The organism is Streptomyces sp. NPDC057253, from assembly GCF_042669125.1.
In the GTDB taxonomy this organism is placed as follows: domain Bacteria; phylum Actinomycetota; class Actinomycetes; order Streptomycetales; family Streptomycetaceae; genus Streptomyces.
On sequence record NZ_JBHUXV010000022.1, the window covers coordinates 27,558 to 46,525 of the forward strand.

Annotated in this window: 30 protein-coding genes; 24 read left to right on the forward strand and 6 right to left on the reverse strand. The window is 70.2% G+C overall.

All coding sequences use genetic code 11. The features are described from left to right. The first annotated feature begins 91 nt into the window (after positions 1–91). Entirely contained in the window at positions 92–1,225 is a 1,134-nt protein-coding gene (locus tag ACFULQ_RS14755) for a dihydrofolate reductase family protein (protein WP_383543084.1), read from the forward strand. A 1-nt stretch (position 1,226) separates the two neighbouring features. On the opposite strand, the gene ACFULQ_RS14760 is transcribed toward ACFULQ_RS14755, so the two are convergent. From ACFULQ_RS14760 to ACFULQ_RS14775, 4 genes are all read right to left on the reverse strand, one after another. Further along, positions 1,227–2,765: a hypothetical protein gene (locus ACFULQ_RS14760; protein WP_383543087.1), complete on the reverse strand. Its 1,539-nt coding sequence runs from the start codon at positions 2,763–2,765 to the stop codon at positions 1,227–1,229. A gap of 207 nt (positions 2,766–2,972) precedes the next feature. After that, the gene (locus tag ACFULQ_RS14765; protein ID WP_383543089.1) at positions 2,973–3,398 is read right to left on the reverse strand and encodes an arsenate reductase ArsC; all 426 of its coding nucleotides are present in this window, start codon (positions 3,396–3,398) and stop codon (positions 2,973–2,975) included. 29 nt (positions 3,399–3,427) lie between these two features. After that, a complete protein-coding gene (locus tag ACFULQ_RS14770; protein WP_383543092.1) occupies positions 3,428–4,162 on the reverse strand; it encodes an aquaporin in 735 nt (244 codons plus the stop codon). Then, positions 4,159–4,614: an ArsR/SmtB family transcription factor gene (locus ACFULQ_RS14775; RefSeq protein WP_383543095.1), complete on the reverse strand. Its 456-nt coding sequence runs from the start codon at positions 4,612–4,614 to the stop codon at positions 4,159–4,161. Before ACFULQ_RS14775 ends, ACFULQ_RS14770 begins: the two co-directional genes overlap by 4 nt. A gap of 122 nt (positions 4,615–4,736) precedes the next feature. Here ACFULQ_RS14775 and arsM point away from each other — a divergent pair, with 122 nt between their 5' ends. Then, positions 4,737–5,570 carry an arsenite methyltransferase gene (gene arsM / locus ACFULQ_RS14780; RefSeq protein ID WP_383543098.1) on the forward strand — a complete coding sequence of 278 codons (834 nt, stop codon included), beginning with the start codon at positions 4,737–4,739 and terminating at the stop codon, positions 5,568–5,570. A gap of 283 nt (positions 5,571–5,853) precedes the next feature. Here the strand turns inward: arsM and xerC are convergent, their stop codons facing one another. Both xerC and ACFULQ_RS14790 read right to left on the reverse strand, forming a co-directional pair. After that, positions 5,854–7,392 (reverse strand): tyrosine recombinase XerC, encoded by a 1,539-nt coding sequence (xerC, locus tag ACFULQ_RS14785; RefSeq protein ID WP_383543101.1) that lies wholly within the window; start codon positions 7,390–7,392, stop codon positions 5,854–5,856. Continuing rightward, the gene (locus ACFULQ_RS14790; protein WP_383543103.1) at positions 7,393–8,469 is read right to left on the reverse strand and encodes a helix-turn-helix domain-containing protein; all 1,077 of its coding nucleotides are present in this window, start codon (positions 8,467–8,469) and stop codon (positions 7,393–7,395) included. It lies immediately after the preceding gene. Positions 8,470–8,687: 218 nt separating this feature from the next. On the opposite strand from ACFULQ_RS14790, the gene ACFULQ_RS14795 reads away from it, so the two are divergent. The 22 genes from ACFULQ_RS14795 to ACFULQ_RS14900 all read left to right on the forward strand — a co-directional run bounded on the left by ACFULQ_RS14795 (position 8,688) and on the right by ACFULQ_RS14900 (position 18,965). Then, entirely contained in the window at positions 8,688–8,951 is a 264-nt protein-coding gene (locus tag ACFULQ_RS14795; protein WP_383543106.1) for an integrase, read from the forward strand. Positions 8,952–9,195: 244 nt separating this feature from the next. Beyond that, positions 9,196–9,462, forward strand: a complete 267-nt coding sequence (locus tag ACFULQ_RS14800; protein ID WP_383543109.1) for a hypothetical protein — start codon at positions 9,196–9,198, stop codon at positions 9,460–9,462. Beyond that, positions 9,459–9,689: a hypothetical protein gene (locus tag ACFULQ_RS14805; RefSeq protein WP_383543112.1), complete on the forward strand. Its 231-nt coding sequence runs from the start codon at positions 9,459–9,461 to the stop codon at positions 9,687–9,689. The genes ACFULQ_RS14800 and ACFULQ_RS14805 overlap by 4 nt, the downstream gene beginning before the upstream one ends. Then, positions 9,686–9,883: a hypothetical protein gene (locus ACFULQ_RS14810; RefSeq protein WP_383543114.1), complete on the forward strand. Its 198-nt coding sequence runs from the start codon at positions 9,686–9,688 to the stop codon at positions 9,881–9,883. The genes ACFULQ_RS14805 and ACFULQ_RS14810 overlap by 4 nt, the downstream gene beginning before the upstream one ends. Positions 9,884–9,968: 85 nt before the next feature. Beyond that, positions 9,969–10,541, forward strand: a complete 573-nt coding sequence (locus ACFULQ_RS14815) for a hypothetical protein (RefSeq protein WP_383543116.1) — start codon at positions 9,969–9,971, stop codon at positions 10,539–10,541. Further along, positions 10,538–12,082, forward strand: coding sequence for a phage/plasmid primase, P4 family (locus ACFULQ_RS14820; protein WP_383543118.1), 1,545 nt, complete (start codon positions 10,538–10,540; stop codon positions 12,080–12,082). The genes ACFULQ_RS14815 and ACFULQ_RS14820 overlap by 4 nt, the downstream gene beginning before the upstream one ends. Before the next feature lie 424 nt (positions 12,083–12,506). Next, positions 12,507–12,722, forward strand: coding sequence for a hypothetical protein (locus tag ACFULQ_RS14825; RefSeq protein WP_383543121.1), 216 nt, complete (start codon positions 12,507–12,509; stop codon positions 12,720–12,722). Further along, positions 12,719–13,087: a hypothetical protein gene (locus ACFULQ_RS14830; RefSeq protein ID WP_383543123.1), complete on the forward strand. Its 369-nt coding sequence runs from the start codon at positions 12,719–12,721 to the stop codon at positions 13,085–13,087. Before ACFULQ_RS14825 ends, ACFULQ_RS14830 begins: the two co-directional genes overlap by 4 nt. 104 nt (positions 13,088–13,191) lie before the next feature. Beyond that, the gene (locus ACFULQ_RS14835) at positions 13,192–13,713 is read left to right on the forward strand and encodes a single-stranded DNA-binding protein (protein ID WP_383543125.1); all 522 of its coding nucleotides are present in this window, start codon (positions 13,192–13,194) and stop codon (positions 13,711–13,713) included. Then, complete coding sequence (locus tag ACFULQ_RS14840) at positions 13,713–14,189, forward strand: HNH endonuclease (RefSeq protein WP_383543128.1); 477 nt, start codon at positions 13,713–13,715, stop codon at positions 14,187–14,189. Before ACFULQ_RS14835 ends, ACFULQ_RS14840 begins: the two co-directional genes overlap by 1 nt. 10 nt (positions 14,190–14,199) lie before the next feature. Continuing rightward, a complete protein-coding gene (locus ACFULQ_RS14845; RefSeq protein WP_383543130.1) occupies positions 14,200–14,406 on the forward strand; it encodes a hypothetical protein in 207 nt (68 codons plus the stop codon). Beyond that, complete coding sequence (locus ACFULQ_RS14850; protein WP_383543132.1) at positions 14,403–14,570, forward strand: hypothetical protein; 168 nt, start codon at positions 14,403–14,405, stop codon at positions 14,568–14,570. Before ACFULQ_RS14845 ends, ACFULQ_RS14850 begins: the two co-directional genes overlap by 4 nt. Next, on the forward strand, positions 14,567–15,202 hold the full coding sequence (locus tag ACFULQ_RS14855) for a hypothetical protein (RefSeq protein ID WP_383543134.1): 636 nt from the start codon (positions 14,567–14,569) through the stop codon (positions 15,200–15,202). The genes ACFULQ_RS14850 and ACFULQ_RS14855 overlap by 4 nt, the downstream gene beginning before the upstream one ends. After that, complete coding sequence (locus tag ACFULQ_RS14860; RefSeq protein WP_383543137.1) at positions 15,195–15,365, forward strand: hypothetical protein; 171 nt, start codon at positions 15,195–15,197, stop codon at positions 15,363–15,365. The genes ACFULQ_RS14855 and ACFULQ_RS14860 overlap by 8 nt, the downstream gene beginning before the upstream one ends. Before the next feature lie 41 nt (positions 15,366–15,406). Continuing rightward, positions 15,407–15,643 (forward strand): hypothetical protein, encoded by a 237-nt coding sequence (locus tag ACFULQ_RS14865; protein WP_383543139.1) that lies wholly within the window; start codon positions 15,407–15,409, stop codon positions 15,641–15,643. A 100-nt stretch (positions 15,644–15,743) separates the two neighbouring features. Next, positions 15,744–16,166, forward strand: coding sequence for an RNA polymerase sigma factor (locus ACFULQ_RS14870; RefSeq protein ID WP_383543142.1), 423 nt, complete (start codon positions 15,744–15,746; stop codon positions 16,164–16,166). Then, positions 16,163–16,285, forward strand: coding sequence for a hypothetical protein (locus ACFULQ_RS14875; RefSeq protein WP_383543145.1), 123 nt, complete (start codon positions 16,163–16,165; stop codon positions 16,283–16,285). The genes ACFULQ_RS14870 and ACFULQ_RS14875 overlap by 4 nt, the downstream gene beginning before the upstream one ends. Next, positions 16,282–16,536 (forward strand): hypothetical protein, encoded by a 255-nt coding sequence (locus tag ACFULQ_RS14880; RefSeq protein WP_383543147.1) that lies wholly within the window; start codon positions 16,282–16,284, stop codon positions 16,534–16,536. The genes ACFULQ_RS14875 and ACFULQ_RS14880 overlap by 4 nt, the downstream gene beginning before the upstream one ends. Beyond that, positions 16,533–17,267, forward strand: coding sequence for a DUF6907 domain-containing protein (locus ACFULQ_RS14885; RefSeq protein WP_383543149.1), 735 nt, complete (start codon positions 16,533–16,535; stop codon positions 17,265–17,267). The genes ACFULQ_RS14880 and ACFULQ_RS14885 overlap by 4 nt, the downstream gene beginning before the upstream one ends. After that, complete coding sequence (locus tag ACFULQ_RS14890) at positions 17,264–18,385, forward strand: hypothetical protein (RefSeq protein WP_383543152.1); 1,122 nt, start codon at positions 17,264–17,266, stop codon at positions 18,383–18,385. The genes ACFULQ_RS14885 and ACFULQ_RS14890 overlap by 4 nt, the downstream gene beginning before the upstream one ends. Further along, entirely contained in the window at positions 18,385–18,558 is a 174-nt protein-coding gene (locus ACFULQ_RS14895; protein ID WP_383543155.1) for a hypothetical protein, read from the forward strand. The genes ACFULQ_RS14890 and ACFULQ_RS14895 overlap by 1 nt, the downstream gene beginning before the upstream one ends. Further along, positions 18,555–18,965 (forward strand): hypothetical protein, encoded by a 411-nt coding sequence (locus ACFULQ_RS14900; RefSeq protein WP_383543157.1) that lies wholly within the window; start codon positions 18,555–18,557, stop codon positions 18,963–18,965. The genes ACFULQ_RS14895 and ACFULQ_RS14900 overlap by 4 nt, the downstream gene beginning before the upstream one ends. The last annotated feature ends 3 nt before the right edge of the window (positions 18,966–18,968 follow it).

Consider the following 18,968-nt stretch of genomic DNA (forward strand, 5'->3'; position numbering starts at 1 on the left):
AACTTGAACCAAGCCCGCCGTCCCTCGACACCCTGACCGCCGTCCCCCGGCACCTTTACCCCGTCCCTCGACACCCTGGGGAGCCCCGTCCATGTCCCGCCCCTACGTCCTCCTCTCCGCGGCAGTCTCCCTGGACGGCTACCTCGACGACACCGGCCCCGACCGGCTCCTCCTGTCCAGCCCGGCCGACTTCGACCGCGTCGACGAGGTCCGCGCCTCCGTGGACGCGATCCTCATCGGCGCGGGCACGATCCGCGCCGACAACCCCCGGCTGCTGGTCAACTCCGAGGAACGCCGGGCGGCCCGGGTCACCGCCGGGAAGCCGCCGTACCCCCTGAAGGTCACGGTCAGCGGCTCGGGCGAGCTGGACCCGGCGGCGAACTTCTGGCACACCGGCGGCGCGAAGGTCCTCTACACGACGGACAAGGGCGCCGAGCGGGCCGCGGAGCTGCTGGGCCCGACGGCCGACGTGGTCCCGCTGGGCCCCGCGCTGGACTGGCGCCGCCTGCTGGAGCACCTGCGCTCGGTGTACGGCGTGAAGCGGCTCATGGTCGAGGGCGGCGGCCGCATCCACACCCAGCTGCTCCAGGAGGGGTTGGCGGACGAGGTGCAGCTGGTGCTGGCCCCGCTGTTCGTCGGCGACCCGGACGCGCCGCGGCTGTTCGGCCCGGGCGGCTACCAGGGCGGCCGTCTGCGGCTCGTGGAGAGCCGCCGTATCGAGGACGTCGTCCTGATGCGCTACGAGCCCACCGCCCCCGGCACCGGTCTGAGCGCCGTCGCCGCGGACCACCACTGGCTCGCGCTGGCCTGTGAACTGGCCGCCCAATGCCCGCCCTCCCCAACCGCGTTCAGCGTGGGAGCGGTGGTGGTGGCCGCCGACGGCACGGAGTTGGCCCGCGGCCACTCCCGGGAGGCCGGCGACCCGGTCGTGCACGCCGAGGAGGCGGCCCTGGCAAAGATCGCCCCGGACGACCCGCGGCTGCCGTCCGCCACGGTCTACACCAGCCTGGAGCCCTGCACCCACCGCGCCTCCCGCCCGGCCCCCTGCGCCCGGCTGATCCTGGACGCGGGGGTGGGGCGGGTGGTGACGGCGTGGCGGGAGCCGGACACCTTCGTGGAAGCGGCGGACGGGACGGGCATGCTGACGGCGGCGGGCGTGGACGTGGTGGTGCTGGGCGAGCACGAGGACCGTGCGAAGGCCCCCAACCGCCACCTCCTGGCGTGAACTAGCCGATGGCGTAGGCCCGGTACACCGTCTCCACCGAGCGGTCCCCGGCGGCGTCGGTCACCTGGGAGCGCAGGGCGACGGCACCGGAGGCCGGGTTGTGGACGGTGGCCTGCCAGGTCGAGCCGGAGTGCCTGACGCTCGCCGCCTTCCAGGTCCGGCCGCCGTCGGCGGACGACCAGACCTTGACGGACTTGGCGGTCACCCGGGTGAACCTCACGTCCGGGTCCTGGGAGCCGCGCCCGGCGCTCACGTCGACCGTCGTGGTGCTGTTCGCCGCGGCCTGGTTGTGGCTGTTCAGCCCGGTCGGCAGGAAGCGGGTCATGAAGACCGGCGCGACCATCGACCTGGCCGGGTCGGCCTTGAAGTGCCAGTCGAGCGTGACGCGCGAGGAGAGCATCCCGGCGGGGAAGGTGATGCCGGGCCGGTACCGGTGGGCGTCGACGGTCAGGTCGTACCAGCCGGCCGAGCGGATGCCGGCGGAGAACCCCTCGTCATCGCCGCCCCAGTTGGTCATGGTCTGCTTCTTGACGGTGGTGCTCCCCTTGCTGAGGACCACCGTCTCCTTCGTCGGGTCGGCGTTGTTGACCCCGACGTCGGGGTCGCCGATCAGGGCCTCGGGGATGAAGGCGACGGACCTGCGGGTGACCAACGGCAGGTAGTGCATCGGACTCCACGCGGCCCGGCCGAAGAACTGGGTGAAGCGCTGCCCCGCCTTGAGCGTCCTGAGCTTCGGGAAACCACCGCCGACGTTGTCCCCGTTGCTCCCGAAGATGTCGTCGCGCGGCTGCCAGGTCCCGGGCGTCACATGGACGGTGGCGCCGTAGGGCGCGTCCTGGTCGCGCACGCTCGCCATCAGCTGGCTCGTGCAGTCGTCGACCTTCGGCTCCGCCTGGAGCCCGGTGTAGACCTGACGGCCCATCTCGGTCCCGGCGCGCACCGAGAAGTGGACGGTCGCGAGCCCCGCCCGCCTGTACGACCCGCCGGGCGCGGCCGGGATGCCGGTGGTGTTCTTCACGGCGACATAGCTGTCGTTGCCCGACCACTGCGCCAGGAACCCGAACTGGAGCAGCCGGGAGGAGTTCGGGATGGCGTACAGGGAGCCCTGGTAGTTCCAGCCGCCCGAACTGAAGGCGTCGGGCATGTTGCTGACGGTGCCGGCGCACACCTGCGCGCTGATCTGCGGCGGTTCGGTCACGTCGGCGGGGGTGTCGAGGGAGACCTTGACGGCCTTGCCCTTGCGGGCGTCGAGCGTCGTCGACGTCCTGCCCGACACCTTGACGACCTGAGCGCCGATGGTGTCGGTGCCGAGCCCCTGGGTGCCGTGCTCCCAGATGTCGGTCATCGCGATGTACCGCCCCGCCGGCAGGCTGATCCGCTTGCCCGAGGCGACGCTGTACGTCTGCCCGGACGGCACGGCGACGACGGTGACCGTGGTCGCGACCTTGGCCCCGTGCCGCCCCAGCGTGGTGACGGCCAGCGAGCCGGAGGCCGCCTGCGCGGGTACGGCCGCGGCGAGCAGCGGCACCAGGGCGGCCACCCCGACAAACGAAAGCGATCTTCGACGCACCATCGTCAACTCCCCCTCACACCCCTGTAGATGGCCAGCCTAGGTACGCCGAGGGCACGGTGGATCAAAGCGGGGAGCTACGTCTGATCAAGCTGTGACAAAGAAGGGGCACCCGAAGCTGTGGCAAAGAAGGGGCACCCGAAGAACAAGGTGCACTGAGTCGGCCCGGACGCGGGCTCAGGCCGACTCGGCCGGAATGCCGAGTTCGGTCAGCAGGCCGCGTACGCGTTGCTCGATCTCGTCGCGGATCGGCCGCACCGCGGACACGCCTTGGCCCGCCGGGTCCTCGAGTTGCCAGTCCAGATACCGCTTGCCCGGGAAGACCGGGCAGGTGTCGCCGCAGCCCATCGTGATCACGACGTCGGAGGACTGTACGGCCTCGGTGGTGAGGATCTTGGGGGTCTCGGCGGAGACGTCGATCCCCACCTCTTCCATGGCCTCGACCACGGCGGGGTTGACCTCGGCGGCGGGGGCGGAGCCCGCCGAGCGGACCTCGACCCGGTCGCCGGCGAGGTGGGTGAGGAAGGCGGCGCCCATCTGGGAGCGGCCGGCGTTGTGGACGCAGACGAACAGCACGGACGGACGCGTGGCGGCGGTGCTCATGGCAGGGGTCCTTGCGGGTGGCATGGCGATCAGGAGGAGGCGAGTTCGGGCTTGCCGTGCGGGACGACCACGTCGTCTGCCGTGCGAGCGCCGCGCCCGTACACGAGGGCCACGGCACCGAGCCCGAGGGCTGCGCCGAGCAGTTGTGCGGCGACGAACGGGGCGACGGAGACCGGGGCGATCCCGGCGAAGGTGTCGGTGAAGGCGCGACCGATGGTGACGGCGGGATTGGCGAAGGAGGTCGAGGAGGTGAACCAGTAGGCGGCCCCGATGTAGGCGGCCACGGCGGCGGGGGCCGTGGCGGCGCGGCCGACGCGCTCCAGGCCGAGCACGAGCAGAATCAGCCCGCCCGTGGCGACGACCTCGCCCAGCCACAGGTGGCCGGCGGAACGGTCGTGCGTGGAGAACCTCACCAGCGGCTCGGCGAACATGGCGTCGGCGAGCACCGCGCCGCCGATCGCCCCGGCGACCTGCGCGGGCACATAGGCGGCCACCTCCCGCAGGCTCGGCCCCGAGCCGGTGCGGCGGCCGGTGCACCAGGCGGCCAGGGTGACGGCAGGGTTGAAGTGCGCGCCGGAGACCGGCCCGAGCAGCAGGATGAGCACGCCCAGCCCGAAGACGGTGGCCAAGGAGTTGGCCAGCAGCTGCACGCCGACGTCCTGCGACAGCTCGGTCGCCTGGATCCCGGAGCCCACGACCACGGCCACCAGCAACCCGGTCCCGACCGCCTCGGCGACGACACGGCGCCCCAGGGAGACGGTCACGCGGTCGCCCCGGCGGTCACAGTCGCCCCGGCGGTCAGCGGCGTCGCCCCCGCGGTCTGCGGCGTCGCCCCCGCGGTCAGCGGCGTCGCCCCCGCGGTCTGCGGCGTCGTCAGGAATCCGGCGAGCCGGTCCAGGGCGTTCGGCAGCACCCAGTAGTAGACCCAGGTGCCGCGTCGCTCGCAGTCGATGAGCCCGGCCTGCCGCAGCAGCTTGAGGTGGTGGGAGATCGTCGGCTGGGAGAGGTCGAAGGCCGGGGTCAGCTCGCAGACGCAGGTCTCGCCGCCCTCGCCCCGCGAGGCGATCATCGACAGCAGGCGCAGTCGGACCGGGTCGCCCAGCGCCTTGAAGACCTTGGCCAGCTCCGCCGCCCGCTCCTCGTCGAGCGGCGCCTCGGACACCACTGAGCAGCAGTCGGCGTCCTGGCCGAGCACCTCGAGCTCTTGTTTCGACATGCCTCTATGTTGACGTCTTTCGATCCAAGGCGCAAGGTTGTATCAACGAACGTCAATACAAGCCGTTCCGGGGCACCACAAGCGGGGCACCGCCATGCCCCATCCCTCCCAGGAGTGACGCCATGAGCGAGCAGTCCACCGAACTGCGCGAAACCGTCCGCCGGCGCTACGCCGCCGCAGCCACGAAGGTCACCGACGGCGGTACCGGCTGTTGCGGGCCCGAGCCGGTCGAGGTCGACGACAACTTCGGCTCCACCCTCTACGCCGCCGACGAACGCGACACCCTGCCCGCCGAGGCCGTCGCCGCCTCCCTCGGCTGCGGCAACCCCACCGCCGTGGCCGAACTCCGCGAGGGCGAACGCGTCCTGGACCTCGGCTCCGGCGGCGGCATCGACGTCCTGCTCTCCGCCCGCCGCGTCGGCCCCACCGGCAAGGCGTACGGACTGGACATGACCGAGGAGATGCTCGAACTCGCGCTGGCCAACGCCGAGAAGGCGGGGGCGACCAACGTCGAGTTCCTCAAGGGCACCATCGAGGCGATCCCGCTCCCCGCGAGCACGATCGACGTCGTCATCTCCAACTGCGTGATCAACCTGTCCGTCGACAAGCCCGCCGTCTTCGCCGAGACCTTCCGCGTCCTGAGGCCCGGCGGCCGCATCGGCGTCTCCGACGTCGTCGCCGAGGACACCCTCACCCCCGAACAGCGCGCGGAACGCGGCGACTACGTGGGCTGCATCGCCGGCGCCCTGTCCCTCACCGAGTACCGCACCGGCCTCGCGGCCGCGGGCTTCACGGACATCGAGATCACCCCCACGCACTCCGTCGCGGACGGCATGCACTCCGCGATCGTCCGGGCCAGCAAGCCGGCGACCCCGGCCGACCCCGCCCCCGAGAACGAGTCAGCGCCCGAGCCGACCGAAGCCGACCCGAGCGCTGCCGCAGGTCAGAAGGGGTAACCCCTCCCCCGCAGCCGTAGGCCCTGTGGGACTCGAACCCACAACCAATGGATTAAAAGTCTGCGGCCCCCTCGGACCGCCCCATTCCGGCCGATGCCGCCCTGTGTCGCACGGTAGCGAACTTCCCTGTTCAGGCAGGGGTACTCGCGATCTGAGTACCCCTCTCAATGCCGTCCTGTGCTGGTCCGTATCAGCCTGTTCCGCGTCGTTCGGTTGAGCACTGGCTGAGCAGAAAGGCCCCGCCACCTGCGGTGACGAGGCCTCGCGCTGTCCACAGCCAACGCTACTCCGCCGCAGCCTTGGCGTCACCCCTCCGTGCACGCGGCACCAACGCGGCCGCCTTCTCGGCGATCTCGCGGTCCACCTCGGGCAGCAAGGACGTGTACGTGTCCGAGGTCAGCGTGATGGTCGAGTGCCGCAGCGTCTCCTTGATGCTGTGGAGATCTCCGCCGCCCGCGTGCTGCACGGTCGCCGACACGTGCCGCAGGTCCCGCAGGTTGATCGGCGGTAGGTCCGTGCCGTCGCAGATCCGGCGGAAAGTCTTGCTCACCACGTCCGGGTGCAGCCACTCGCCCAGCTCGGTCGTGAAGACCTTGCCCGTCTCGACCCACTTGGCGCCGGCCGCTTCCTTCTCCTTCAGCTGCCGGGCCCGGTGCTCGCGCAGTACCTGCACGGTGACGCTGTCCAGGCCGATCGTGCCCGCGCTGCCGTCCGTCTTCGGCTCCGTCTCCACGGGCGTCCAGCCGTCGACGACGATCTCCTTCGCGACGGTCAGGAGTCCCTCGTCGAGGTTCACGTTCGGCCAGTCCTGCCCGACACCCTCGCCGCGGCGCAGCCCACGGAAGCCGACCAAGTGGAAGAAGGCGTACAAGCGATCATCCTCGGCCGCGTCCAAGAACTGGCCGAACTGCTGCGGCGACCACACCATGACCGGGCCCGGCTTCTCGCCCGTCTCCCGCCAGCGGGCAACCCGCTCGTCGGTCCACAGCAGCGGCTTCGGCCGGCGCCCAGACTCCAGCTCGACGTGGGACGCCGGGTTGAAGGTGATGAGCTGCCGGGCGATGGCAGCGTTGAGGGCGGTCCGCAGGGTGCGGCGTATGGACTGCTTCGACGCGGGGCCTGTGATGCGGCGGTAGGGCTTCATCTCCGCCAGCTTGGCCCGTTCGGCGGCCAGCGCTGCCCGCTCGCTCACCTTCGGCACCCCGGGCCGGCCGCGCGTGCAGCGGGCCACTTGCTCGCGGCGTGCCGCGTTCTCCGCAGCGATGACCTCGTTGTCCTCGTCGATGCCGTCGAACATCTCCACTAGGTGGCCGACGTTGAGGCGGTCCAGGCGCAGGTGCCCGATGCGCGGCTTCAGGTGGACGCGCACATGGGAGGCGTAGCTGTTCGTGGTGGTCTTGCGTGTCTTCTTGGCGGCGATCCAGACGTCGAGCCACTCAGCGACGGTCATCTTCCCGTCGAGCGGGACGCCGACGCCCAGCTTGCGGGACACCTCGGTCGGCTCGGGGATGGGGCCGCGGGTCTTCTGGAGCTCGGCGAGGAGGTCGCCGACCCGGCGTTGCCCGTCCTCGTCGTCACCGGCCAGGTCGAGGATCGCGCGGATGCGGTCGAGGTCCTTCTGCGCTTCCTTCGTGTCGGCGTAGCCGGTCCGCTGGAAGCGCCGCCGGTTGCCCTCGGCGTCCTCCGGTAGCTCCTGGCTGACGCGGGGCTTGCCGTGCGAACGCTTCGTCAGCTGCGGGCACTTCGACCCGAGCCGCTTCCCGTCCGGGCCGCGGCATTCGCACCGCTTGCTGATGCCGCCAGCGCGGCGAGATGCAGGCATCTACTCCCCCTCGGAATCCCGCTTCCGCTTCGCGTACTTCTCCATGGCTTCAGCAAGGATGTCAGCAAGATAAGGCTTCATCTCCTCCAAAATACCCCGCGCTTGGTCCGCCTGTTCCGCAGAGACCAGCGGCCCTGGATCCTCGTCAACCATCGGAATGTTCAGTTCGCCTGTCTGCAAGCTGAGAGGAACATGGGGTTCCGGAACGCTGGCGGTCTTCTTCTCCGGGATGTCTTCGAAGGCAGGGCGGTCAGGGTCGAGGTACGCAAGAATCTTCGGGAGGAGGGGCGGCTGGAGGTCTTCATTTTTCATTCGATCCCGCAGCTCTCGCAGCTTCGCCTCTTGCTCAACCACGGAACGCTCAAGGCTGTCTACGCGCTGAGCGGCATAGCGATACTGCCTAGCTCCATCCGCATGCTCATCCCTCTGTTCAGCGAGCCAGGAATGGCGATCGTAAAGAGCCTTTAGGGCCTTCGATCGGTCAGGGTCAAACGACGCATCCTGCTGCTCCTTCAGGGATTCCTGCTCTTGGATCTGGCGATAGATCTCAGCGCGCTCGGTCTCAAATTGCACGTAGCGCTCTTCGTCATCGCGGAAGCGTGTCGCGATATCCGCAAATTCTCTACGCGCATGGTCTCGCGACTGGACCGTGCGCCTCAGGGTGGTCACCTGGTCTTGATGCAGGCGCACCAAACCAAGGGGGGTATCGAAAAACCCTTCAGCGGCTTCCGCGTCAAAAAACGACCGCCCCGCCAACCACTCGATAGCGAAGCCAGGTTCGGTGGCCCCATCAGGAAGAACCTCAGTATGCGTTACATGTCCGACCGGAAAAATGAGCACGCCCGGAGGCACCTTCAGGGCATGGGCTAGCACCAGGACCTCGGCAACATTCACCGTCGTCCGCCGACCGCTCTCCAGGTTCGCAAGGACGGAGCGCTGGATGGGCATGCCGATCTGCGCGCACCGCTCGGCGAGTTGCTGGGCGCTCAATCCCTGCGCCAGTCGGTGGCGGCGCACCTCGCCGGCGATGGTGAGGGCAAGTCGGGCGGACCAATCAGGGGCTGGCGGTTGTGTCATGGCGGCGAGGCTCCCACGTCATCTGTGTGCGGACCAATCGAACCCACCTGAACAGCGCGAACGCTGGCGGACGACGCGACATGGACTGTCAGGATTCAGCAACAGTGGCATGAGATCTGTGCTCGCACAAGACAACAGTGCTTGACATCGGCCGAACCACAGGTTCAGACTCTGGCTACTTCCCCAGGAAGCAACTTCCGCAAGGAGTGCCACGAATCATGACAACGGCTACTGAGCGAGGCCCTCTCACCAGGAGCGAGCTGCTCGCCCTTCCCGCTGCCGTCGACGTGGAGACCGCTGCACGGGCCTTCGGTATCGGCCGGACCACGGCTTACGCCCTGGCCAGAACCGACCAGTTCCCCTGCAAGGTGCTCCGCGCCGGCAAGGCGTACCGCGTGATCACCGAGGACATGCTCCGCGTCCTGCAGATCACGCCCGAGAACAGCGACGGCGCCGGACCTTGCACGTCCGACGCCGCCTGAGATCGCCCCAGTCCATACCAGCGCTAACTGCAAGACGGCGGCACCCGGGGTCTTGCACACCCCATCAGTGCCGCCGCCGGAAAGAGACGTCTCAATGGACAAGGTACAGCCCAGAACGGCAATGGCGCCGTTGGCCCCATCCGACCAGCGCGCCCCTCTCACCGGCTCTTCCACCGCGTCCGCCCCCGTCAGTGCGGTTCAGGTCCGCACTGCCGAGAGCGCCGCTGCCCTCACCTCCACGGACGTGTGCAGCCTCCCCCTGGAGGAGCTGCTCCCCATGGTGAACGCCCGCCTCGACTCGACCGAGATCAGCGGGGACGGCTTCTTCGGCTACGTCACGATCACCAGAGCAGGCCGCCTCACCATCTACACCCCGGACTACCTCGACGAGGACGGACGCGACGCCGCCATCCGCTTCCTCATCACGAAGCACCTCGGCCTGTCCTCGCACCTCTTCCCCGAGATGCTCCAGGCCACCGTCTTCGACCTCGGAATCGAGGCGAAGGCGTGACCAACAACCGTGAGACCACGGCCGGGGGTGCACTCGTGGGTGCCCCCGGCCGCCCGGCCCGGCCCGACCGCCCCCGCCGCTTCGACGACGACGCCCGCAACGACGCCTACTGGGCGCGCATCGTCGCCTGCGTCGACTCCGCCCCACCCCTGAGTGACGAGCAGAGGGCAACGCTCCGCGTCATCTTCAGCGGCGCCACCACCGCGACGGCACAGGAGGCGGCGTGACCGAGCCGTCCGACGAGATCCGACTCCGCTACGCCGCCGAGCGAGCCCAGCGGCAGCTGACCCTCGACGCGATCCGCGCAGACCTTGAAGCCCAGCCCAGCACCCGCAGCGCCCTGGCCGCTGGCCGCCGCTGGTGCGCCGCCATCACCGCCATGGCCGACGACGTCGCGCAGCAGAAGCGGAAGGCCGCATGACCGCGGGCCGGGTGCCGTTGTCCCCCGTCGCACCCGGCCCGCACCCCCGCGAACTCTTGATCCAGCTCACCGAAAAGAGCCGTTCGTGAACAGCACCCCCGAGCCGAAGCCGATCCACGCAATCCGGCTGGACTCCCTCGGCGCCGCGGCCCAGCTGGCGAACCGCCGCGAGGCGGCCGTCCGTTGCGAGCCGCTCGACTGCGGACACCGCGATCCTCTCGACTGCGTCGCCGCACGCTGCGGCGAACAGAGTGACCGCACGTCACCCAGTCCCACCCCCGAGCCTGAGGCCGTCGACCCGGACGCCCTCACCGAGCTGTGGGCCAACGCGAAGATCGCATGGACGGCACGCGATTTCCCCAAGTACGGATCGCCCCAGTGGCGGGCCCTCGACCCGGGAGACCCCCGCCGCCTGGCGGGCGCCCTCGAAGCCGCGGAGATGTGGCGGCGGCATGGCGACGAGGAAGAGCTCGTGGCCTGGTTGAAGAACCTCGGCCGCACACCCAACCTCTTCGGCCACCGCACCCGCAGGGAGCTCGACGAGGCGGCCAAGCCCAAGCCCCCGCACCAGCTGCGCGCCACCCCCGGATGGCCGCCCGTCGCCGTCCCAGGGCAGCCCGGCACGTACCTGCGCTACAGCGACAAGGAGGCGGCGTGACCTCGGCCGCCGATGTCGGCTACCCGCCGGACGACGACATGTGGGGAGGCGAGGAGTGGTCGGATGCGCCCAAGCTGCGCACCGTCACCACCTTCCCGCCGCCCCCGCGTGCCGCCCGGACGATGCGGACCAGAGACGACATCGGCAACGCCCAGCGCCTGATCGACCGTTACGGGCCGATCCTACGCTGGGTGCTCGTCAAGAAGGGCGGCGAGTGGGCCGTGTACGACGGGCGCCGCTGGGCCTTCTACGGCGGCGACACCCTCGTCCGTACCCTCATGCGGCTCACCGTCGAAGACCTGCCCAACAGTGAGGCCCTGTCGTACAGCGCCGAGAACCCGGTCGACGAGAAGGGGAAGCAACTCCCCAGCGACCGTGAGATCTTCCTCGCCTACGTCGCCAAGCTCCGCGACCACCGCGCCATGGGCCGGGCGATCTCGGCAGCCCTGTCCTTCCCCGAACTCCACGCCCAGGTCGAAGACTTCGACAGCAACCGGCGCTACCTCAACCTGCCCAACGGGATCCTCGACACCGACAAGGTGCAGCTCAAGCCTCACGACCCCGACCTGATGCTCTCCAAGATGTTCGGGGCGCCGTACAACCCGCAGGCCAAGGCGCCCAACTGGGAGCGCTTCCTAGCCATGAACCTCCCCGAGGAGGAGACCCGCCTCTACCTCCAGAAAGCCGCCGGATACACGCTGTCCGGCCTGTCTAACGAGAAGACACTGCTCTACCTGTACGGGCCCTCCGACACCGGCAAGAGCATCTTCACCGGGGTCATGTCCCGCCTGTTCGGGGAATACGGCCTAGTCGCCTCCGACGGCGCCCTCCGCCCCCGGCGCGAAGGCTCCATCAACAACGACGTCGACGACATGGCAGGGAAGCGGTTCGTCACCACCTCCGAGTCGAGGCCCGGAGAGGAGATGGACGAAGCGCTCGTGAAGCGGCTCACCGGCCGCGACGACCAGCGGACCCGTGCCCTGTACGAGAACAACCGGAGCTGGACACCCGAGTGCGTGATCTGGGTGTGCTCCAACCAGTACCCGAAGATCACCGGCGACGACGACGCGATCTGGACCCGTATCCGCGTCGTCCCGTTCCTCATCCAGTTCCTCGCCGGAGACCCCCGCCGCGACGAGCGCCTTGAAGAGAAGCTGCACGCCGAGCTCGAAGGCATCTTCGCGTGGGCCGTCGAAGGCCTGCGCCTGTACCTCCGCGACGGCCTCACGCCGCCGCCGGAGGTCATCCAGGCCGGCGAACGGTTCAGGTCATCGGCGGACGGTGTCACCGCCTTCGTCGCCGAGTTCGCGGAGGACGACTTCCTCAAGGTCGAAGAGGACGGCTGGACCCCGCGCACCGACCTCTACGAGATGTACAAGCGGTGGTGCAAGGAGTCCGCCATGCGCGAGCCCCTCCGCCCGTCCCGCTTCTACGCCCGCCTCGACGTGTCCTATCGGGCAGCCAAGATCGGCGGCACGCGCGGCTACAAGGGCATCAGCATCGGCCCCAAGCAGATGGCCCCGGCCGGGTGGTCGCGATGACCCACCTGCCCCTCCCTGCCCCCTCCAGCAGCCTGCCCCTACCTGCCCCCGGCAGCTGCCCCCAGCCCCACACCTCCCTTCCGTTGCTGCGCTTTTCCACAACCACTGACCTGCGGGTTCGTGGCTTGGGGCGGAGTTATCCACAGGGGGCAGTTCGGGGGCAGGTAGGGGCAGCAGCGAGGGGGCAGGTGGGGGCAGCTCAGGGGCAGCTGTCTGCGGGTATCTGCCCCCACCCGAAACCCGATGTGACCTGGGCTTTTCTGTCAGAGGGGGCAGCAGGGGCAGGTAATTGCGGAAAGTTCCCCTGTAAGAACCTCAGCGGAAACGGACATTACCCCGCATTCGGATCACGGATGAGCTGTCCAGCTTCTACCGCAGAGAGTTTGCGCGCGCGGCTGCCCCTGCTGCCCCCGGCGAGGCCCTCGTGAACGTCGACGACGTCGTGGCGGAGAAGATCGCCGCCGCCCGCCGCCGCGCCGAGGAGACCAAGCGCCGACGCGCAGCCCTCGCCGCCGCCCGGCAGCGCGGCCTCGCCTTCCGGCACGCCGCCAAGCTCCGCAACCAGGCTTCCGCCCGCACCGCGGGCGGAACACCCGTCACTACAGAGGACGGGTCAGACACCACCGAGGAGAACTCATGAAGATCGCTATCGGATGCGTACTCAACATGGCCCCCGCCGGCCACGACTGGGTTGTTGCCTTCGACCTGGGCGGCGAGGTCGGGGAGGTCGTCTGCCCGGTCGTCGCCTGGGCCACCGTCGTCCGGGGCCACCTCAAGGACGGCACCACCACCACGGATGCCCGGCCCGCCTTCCTGTGGGACCACCAGGTGTGGACCGAGATGGACCTGATCGAGCACGCGTCCGGCTACACCAACTTCGAGATTCGCGCCCGCGAGATTCCCGGTGCCGCAGAAGCACGCGCCCGGCAGGAGGCGCTGGAAGAGGCCATCCGCCCCGACAGTGACCCGGACGGATCGTCCGCGCTCGACGACTTCACTCGCTGACCCGCACCCCCGGCCGGGCCCGCGGATATCGGGCCCGGCCATGGCCCCGAACTTTACGGGATCCCGTAAAGACCCAGCTCACCCCACCACTGAAGGAGGCCGCCATGTCTGGCGAGACCGTGATCACCGTCGTCGGCAACCTGGTCGACGACCCCGAACTCCGCTTCACCCCGAGCGGCGTGGCTGTCGCCCGCTTCCGCATCGCCTCCACTCCGCGCGTGTTCGACAAGCAGACCAACGAGTGGAAGGACGGCGACGCCCTGTTCCTCACCTGCTCGGTGTGGCGTCAGGCCGCCGAGAACGTCGCCGAATCCCTCGCCCGCGGCGTCCGCGTCATCGTCCAGGGCCGGTTGAAGCAGCGCAGCTACGAGGACCGCGAGGGCGTCAAGCGCACGGTCTACGAGCTCGACGTCGACGAGGTCGGCCCGACCCTCGCCCGCGCCACCGCCAAGGTCAGCAAGAACCCGAGCGGCGGCGGCCAGCAGCAGGGGTCTGCGCCGAACGCAGACCCCTGGGCCGGCGCCCAGCCCGCCAACGGCCAGCAGGGGGGTGGCGGATGGGGTGGCGCGCAACCGCAGCAGCCCGCCGCGGCCCCGGCCGGCCACCCGGAGGAGGCACCGTTCTGATGCGCGCCTACGTCGAACTGCCCGCGTCCCACCCGGACGGACCAATGCCCGTCCTCCTGGACGTCGAGGACTACGAGCGCCTCGGCCGCCGCCGGCTCAGTATCGGCAGCCACGGCTACGCACAGATGTGGACGGGCGCAACCGTGGCGCTGCTGCACCGCTGGCTGATGGATGTCCCGGGAGGGACCGGCTACCGAGTGATCGTCGACCACATCAACCGCGACCCGCTCGACTGCCGACGCGAGAACCTCCGCCTGGTCACGCCCAGCCAGTCGAACCTGAACCGGTCGATAGCTCTTCGCGAGTTGCCGGTTGGGGTCTACCGCCTGAGGTCGGGCCGGTATCAGGCGCGGCTCAAGAGGCATCGAGTCACGACGTACCTCGGCGCCTACGACACCCCCCAGGAGGCTGCGGCGGTCGTCGAGGCCGCCCGATCCGTAGCCGACGGTGACGCTGCCGTCCGGCCTGCAGCGTAAGGAGACCAACATGACCAGCGACGAGATCACGCTGCTCGCTGTCGGCTTCGGCCTCGGCGCCCAGTTCATGGGCGTGCTCAACATGTGGTGGGACATGCGCGACGCCCGCCGTAACGCGGCCCACTCCCGCCATGCGTGGCGCCAGGCGGCCGGCGACCGCTACCTGTCCAGCCTCCGCCTCTACCAGCTGCAGCAGCGGACGGAGACCCGCCGGTGAGCGCCGAAGAGTGGGCCGCGCGCATTCGGGGCCTTGTTGACGAGGCCAACGCCGACGGCTTCGAGCTATGGATCGACGACGAGTTCGAGGGCCGGCGGATCGAAGTGCGCATCGGCAGTGCCACCGGCACCGACGATGCCCTGGTCATGGAGTGGAACGCGTGACCGCCGAGTGCGGGCTGTGTGACCGCGCCCTGGAGACCGGCTACCTGTGCCCGGGCGACACGCTCGCCCTCGCGCAGCGTCTCGACCGCATGCCGCGGGTGTACGCCGCGCTTGCCGGGTTCCTCAGCCCGGCCGCGCGGGCCTCCGCCGAGTTCGTCTCCCGCAGCCACGCGGGCGCCTCCCTGCCCGTCGACGAAGCCGTCCTCGACCTCCGGTACGGCGGCATCGCTCTCGTCCTGGAGGGCTGGCGGTCCGACGTCCAGCGGGTGCGCGGGTGGGGCGAGCCTGCGATCTCCGGCGACGTCGAACGGCGGGTGCTCGTCGCGTCCCGCTGGCTGGGGATGGAGCTGTCGTGGATCGCCGCCTCCTACCCGGCCGCCGGCGACCTCGCCCTTGAGGTCCGCGAGCTGGAGGGCGCGGCCCTGTCCATCGTGGGCGCCGCCCCCGAGCGCGGCCGGCGCATCGGCAACTGCGTCGCCGTCGACTCGTCCGGCGTCATCTGCGGGGCCGTCCTGCGGCACCAGGCGGGCGAGGGAAGGATCGTCTGCCCCTGGTGCCACTGCGTCTACCAGGGCGAGCAGGACCTTCTCCTGCTCCTGCACCACCAGCCGACGGAGGCCGCCGATGCCTGAGCGGATCGTCACCTGCCGGGTCCTGTCCGGGCGCGGCAGCCAGTGCACGGGCGAGGCAGTCGACCCGAACGCCGAACTCCTCATATGCGCGCGCCACCTGGCGGAGGCTCAGAGGCTGATCCATCAGGCGTTCCAGCGGGCGCGACGCAAGGAGTCGACGTGACCTCCTTGCATCCAACACCCCTGTTGGATAGAGTCGTCTCGATGGAACCGAAGCCCTGGCGGGATCGGGTCCGCGACGAGGAAGAGCTGTTGGCGCAGCTCAACCAAGCCGCATCCGAGGCCGCCTCACGACGAGCCCAAGCCCTGCGCGATGGCGTAGCGGAACTGGGCACAGTCGCCGCCGTCGCCCGGGACCTCGGCCGCAGCTGGCAGGCGGTCGACCAGGCGCTCAAGCGCGACGAGAAGAAGTCCGCGAAGGACGCCCCCACAACCGAATAGACAGCGAGGGCCGGACAGCAGCTCCCAGGTGTTGGCGCACCCGGGGCGATCGCACCGCCCGACCCTCTACCGAACATCCTGACTACGACAGGAGTCGGCAGTGGCTTACTCTGCCATGCCCGCGGCCATGCCCGCGATCACCCCGGCGGAGCAGCTCAACGAGCGCTTCACCGCCATCTACACCCAGTTCCAGCCCCGCATCGCCCGCCTCGTCCTCGGCCAGGTCCGCGACCGCAACCACGCCCTCGCCGAAGACCTCACCGCCGACGCCTTCTACCGGGCCTGGATCGACCTCCACAAGTGCAAGGCCACCTCCGACGGCCAGATGTACAACTGGCTCGCCACCCTCGCCCGCCGCACCGTCACCGAGCACTACCGGTGGAAGAAGAACACCGCCGAAACCCCCACCGACACCGGTCACTGGACGTTCGCCAACCGGGACATGGAGCCCGGCGCCGGCTACTACACCCCGGCCCCCACCGGCTTCCGCACCGCCACCCTCGCGGACGGGGGCACGCGATGACCGCCACCCGCCGCCTCATCGCCGCGGGCATCATCCGCCGCACCCCGGCACAGACCGTCACCGTGCGCGTAACCCAGGCCGGCGTTACCGGCAGCATCCGCAAGGCGGGTGCCCGATGAAGCAGACGCCCGCCCCCACCGCGTGGGACGCCGACGACAACAAGCCCGTCATCCCGAAGATCCCCCACCCGCGCCCGGCCGCCTTCAGCCAGCTCGCCGCCGCCGTCCGCGTCGGCCAGCGCATGCTCGACCACTACGGCACCGTCGACAGCGGCGACATCTTCGACTACGCCCAGGCCCACGGCGGCCTCACCGAAGCCCTCCGCGTCCTCCTGCGCGCCCTCGACGCCGAACAGGGTGAGGAACAGTGAGCGTCCTCGGCCTGCCCGTCTACGGGCCCACCGACCCCCACGGCGACGAGGAACACGAGCCGGACGTGATCGTGCGCGTCGACTTCCTGATGTCGCGCGAGCAGCTGGTGACCGCGCTCGGGATCGCCTGGGCTGAGATCGCCGGGGACCGTAACCCGGAGTCGCTGACCGTGGCGGAGGTGCGGCACGAGGTCGAGGCGTGGCTGTCCGTGCAGGCCTTCTTCGCCCTCTCCGACCAGATGGAACGCGACCAGGCCCGCGAGTTCTCGCCCGAGCAGCAGCGCATCATGCAGGTGCTCGCCGAGGCCATCGGCCAGGCGTACCCGCCGCGCCCCGCCCCCGTGGAACTGCGCGTGCAGCAGCCCCGCTACGGCAACGGCACCGTCACCCTCGACACCGTCGACCGCGGTGAGGTCACCGTCGACGAACCGTCCTGGTGCACCGGCCACGAGGACGAGACCGTCGGCCACTTCACCGACGTCACCCACAACGGGCCGGACATCGTCGCGCCGATCGTGACCGCCAAGTACGGGCCGTCGCACATCATGACCGCCCACGTCAGCCACGCCCCGCACATCGAGCCGTTTCCGCTGCTGGCGGTCGAGCTCGACGGGCACGGCGACCTCGACCCGGCCGACGTCCACAACCTCGCCCGCGCGCTGCGCCTCGCCGCCACCCGCGCCGACCGCGCCGCCGTCCAGCTCGAACACCTGCGCAGGGGGCAGCAGTGACCAGCACCAGAGAACTCACGTGGGGGCAGGGCGCCGTTCTCGGCGGCGCCGCTGTCGCCATGGTTGCCGTGGGCGGCTTCGGCGCCTGGGGTACGTACAGCAACGCGGTGGCCGAGTTCCACCGGCAGGCCACAGCGGCGGGTGTCGTTGCTGCTGGCGAGGGCCTGACCCTGATCCTGGCGATGGTGATGCTCGGCCGCACGATGCTCGGCATGGCCTCCCCTGCCGTGGTTCGGGGCGGCATGTGGCTGGCCCCCATGTCCGCCGCCTGCATCGGCGTCACGATCGCCTCGGACGTCCGCGAGGCCGCCGTGTACGCGGTCACCCCGCTCGCCATGTCCGGGGCCGCCGAGGGCTTGGGTTTCGTGGCCCGCTCGATCGTCATCTACCGGACCGGTGTGGACGCCGAGACGATGCGCCGCAACGCGGACGCTGCCCGGCAGCTGGCGTTCAACCGGGCCGTCGCCGACAAGCACCCCGGCAAGTGGAAGAAGAAGGCCGCGGTGCGCCGCTACTGGCGTCTCGCCCGGTACGTGGGCGTCGGCGACACGGAGTTGGGCGCCGGCTTGGTCGACGTGCAGCGGCTCCGGGTCCGTGAGGGGGCTGATGCGGCCCTCGCGGACATGTACGGCGGTGCCGTCGCTGTCAGGTCCCGGGAGGACCTGGCAAACGCCCGCCCGGCGAGCGCTACGGAGGCGCTGCGCGAGCACTTCGCCACGATGGACCCGGCCGAGGCGATCCGCCTCGCCCACGATGCGCGACCTGATGCGGACGCGCATGAACTCGCCGCCCTGCTCTCCACCTACGGGGTCGCCGTCGACGCCGTGGCGGTCGCCATCATCCTCGGCGCCCGGCCCCCCGAGTACACCGTGGAACGGCCTGAGGCGGCTGATGCGCTCCAGGTCAGCGCCCTGCCCGCGCTGAATCTCCAGGGCGCGATCGAAGAAGCCGCTACAGCCCTCGGCGACGCCGCATCACCCCGGCAGATCGCCGAGCACCTGGAGCGGAACCGGCGACTGGTCGTCGAGGAGAACCGGATCCGCACGGCCCTGTCCCGGGCCGCCAAGAAGCCTTCCCCCGCCGCTGAGGCGGACCCGATGCGAGAGGGGTACAACTGATGCGCTGGATCCTGCTGGGGGCCGTCCTCGCCCTGCTGCTCCTGTTCCCGTCCATCCTCACGGTGCTCGCCGCCGTGCTGGCCGCGGTCCTGTCGAAGCCCGCGCTGGTGGCGTTCGGCCTCGGCCTGCTGGCCCGCCCGCGCCTTCCCCGGCTGCGCAGGTGGGCGCGATGAGCAACGTCCCCGAGCCCTACCGGCAATACGCCACCCCGCCCGCCGAGCAGGCGCCCGCGCACCACCGGCCGCCGAACGTCTTCTACGACGAGCAGGGCCGCCCCGTGCACTTCACGATCGGCCAGCCGCCGGCGCCGATCGTGGTGCAGGCCCCGGTCCGTGAGGGCATGGACCCGGCCCTGTTCCGACTGGTCGTGGTCACGTTCCTGATCCTCGCGGTGGTCGTCGTGTGCACGGCCTGCGTGTGCGCGGTCGTCGTCCTGATGGGCGGAACGCTCATGGGGATCATCGGCGCCGTCGGCCAGAACCTCACCACCCTCGCCCTGGCCCTGGTGGGCTCGATCGTCGCCGCCGGGTGGGCCGCCTCCAAGATCCGCCCCGCCAGCCGCGGCCGTAAGCGCCGCTGACCA